Source organism: Endozoicomonas sp. SESOKO3 (assembly GCF_024606255.1).
In genome coordinates this window covers 1-2,500 of sequence record NZ_JAHHPR010000159.1, presented here as the reverse complement: position 1 = coordinate 2,500, position 2,500 = coordinate 1, and the positions used below count along the sequence as shown (strand labels likewise).

2 protein-coding genes are annotated in these 2,500 nt (G+C 38.9%); both read left to right on the top strand.

The annotated features are described in order from the left end of the window. Nucleotides 1-441, top strand: a 441-nt coding sequence (locus KDK18_RS02680) for a hypothetical protein (protein ID WP_257253008.1), incomplete at its 5' end; no start/stop codon positions are given. Nucleotides 442-645: 204 nt separating this feature from the next. After that, nucleotides 646-2,500: hypothetical protein (locus tag KDK18_RS02675; protein WP_257253007.1), on the top strand; the 1,855-nt coding region annotated here is incomplete at its 3' end.

The window sequence follows — 2,500 nt, the reverse complement described above, 5'->3', positions numbered from 1 at the left end:
CTGCTTAACGAATACCTGTCAGGCCTGTTAGCCAAAGAAAAAGAATGTCAGCCCAGGTCAAGACTGCCAGAATTTATGGGGGTTGACCAAGTGACATACCGTTCATGGCTGACTCGCACCGCTGAGGAAATCCTGTACTGGACGGCTATGCAACCTCATGAGGCTAAAGACAATTGTAGCTTTACTCTTTCTGATGAGTGTTACTCAGAACACATAAAGAGTAGTGGAAACCTGGATGCCACACTGTACCCACATGTTTTGCGTCGTTTCGACATACATAAAAAATTTCCTGAAGACTTCCATAATGTCAATGACCAACTCAATCTCGGAGCCAATAACTCCACCTTTCCCCTGATCAGTCTGGTCAAGGGACTTACGTTGTTTGCCGGTAATGTTTTTGCATTCGCAGGCCAATACACAGAGGAGGATGATATGGAGTGAGGAATATATTCCGCCAGCGCATCCTACATTTCAGGCTATTGAGAATTACTTTGGGTTGCATCGGTCCGGCCAGAGGCCTTTTTTCAACTCTGTGATTCTTCTGTTTTGGAACTTTTTTTGAATTGACGGGTCAATATTGTGAGCATTTTTTGACTGGGCTCTCCCTCGTCAAGATTAAGGACAATTTAAAGACAGGAAAAAACGATGGATCGATTATCTCAATTCTCATGTAATAAGAGGCAAAATTCACCTACTTTCAATGCTACAGAGAATCGTGGCAAAGTTTGCGGAAAAATCGTCAGCCCTGTCAGTGATAAGGCATTGGGAGTTCATCATGCAAATTTCACACAAGATCTTGTAACAGGACAAAAAGATCAAAAAGAGATCGGAATTACCTCCAGAGCCGTTGCTTCAGGCCTAGATTCCCATCAAGTCGCTAAACTCAAACCAAAATTAAAAAAGCTTAAAGATATTCAGGGTGCGAACACTGCTATCATCAGCGACAGACAACTTAAGCTCATTAAACGGCTCATGGATCATAGTATTAAAGGTAGGCTGACAGCAGAAAAATTTATAGATGTTATCGACTTTATTTATTATCGCCCTGAAAAAATATTACCTAAAGATTATTTTAAATCACCAACCCTTTTGTCAGGAATAATAAGAAATCAGCTTTGGGATGTTTCTAAAACGGAGATAGCTGATAAAATATGGGATGTATTAATATCAACACCTGAAAGGAAAAAACAGTTATTATTGACTCGCGTCAGGGAAAAAGGCGTCAGGCATTATTACGAAGACCTTTCTGATGAATTGAAAAATGATATTGATTTTCTGACTGAATGGTCAACTCTGAAAGGTATTCCCCGTGGTACACCACCAAATCTGGCAGTTCAGATTTATGAACGTCTGGATATCGGGGCCAAAATAAAGTCTGTGAGTGTTCTGCCGCGCAGCTTCGCAGACGATGATGTTTATAATGAGCTTATCCGTTCGGGAAGAATAACACTTAATGAGCTACCACAAAACATCAGAAAGAAAAACAAAGAGTACTGCCTTTCGCAATTATCGAAAGGCCTTTGCAGATTATCAGAGGTTCCGGCACAGTTTATAACAGAAAAAGCCATTTTGGATTCACTCGATGGTAGAAAATTTCTTATCAATTTTTTTGAACTTTTCAATGATGATATTGAATATGACATGTTGATCAGTCATCCTGAATTCTTTGAAGAAGTACTAGTCAAAATTACTTCAGCGCCCTTGGAAATAAGAATGCCAACCTCTTATACGCATATCGATCTTTTGTATGATGTTTATAAATATTGCATAAAAAGATACAGGTATGACAGGGAGAGACTTGCTTTATTATTAAAAAAACTGATAAAAGTTAATCCTTTTTTTGTTATACCTGTTAAAAATATGGATGATGAGTTGCTTCAGGGGATGATTAAAGAAGGAAAAGAATTACTATTAGCCATGTTAATCATTAGACCTGAAATAAGCCAATGTCTTGATACGGAAATTATTTCTTTTTTCTTTAAGAAAGTTAATGCTGGTGATGATTTTAAAACCCATGTCATGAATATTGTTTATCCGTACTTTCCTATCAATGATAAAAAATGTTTTCCAGAAGACATATTGCAGAAGCAAGACACATTGGTGCTAAATTCTGCCCCCTTTGTTGCAGGAGGAATGCATATTATCAATAGGGGTTTACGACCCGTTAAAGGCAAAATCATAATAGACTACATTGAAGGTTTTCAATCTTTTTTAACTCGTTTTAATGATAAGGAATATCTCAAGAAGTGTTGCACTGACCCAACAACCCGGCAAAAGCTCATTCATGTTCTGGCTATCAGGTTCATTGCTAACAAGCGGCAGTGCATGAAGGAGTGGAAACATTGTCTACCCCGAAAATTAATTCATGATACGCTGGCTTATCTCAATAATCCCGCCCTTTTCCCGGAACTGGATGTCTCCGGCACATTAACAGAACCGGTGAACCCTCTCACATTTCAACAACCCAATACTTCGGCATTCAAGTTGCTGGTGTCTCTCC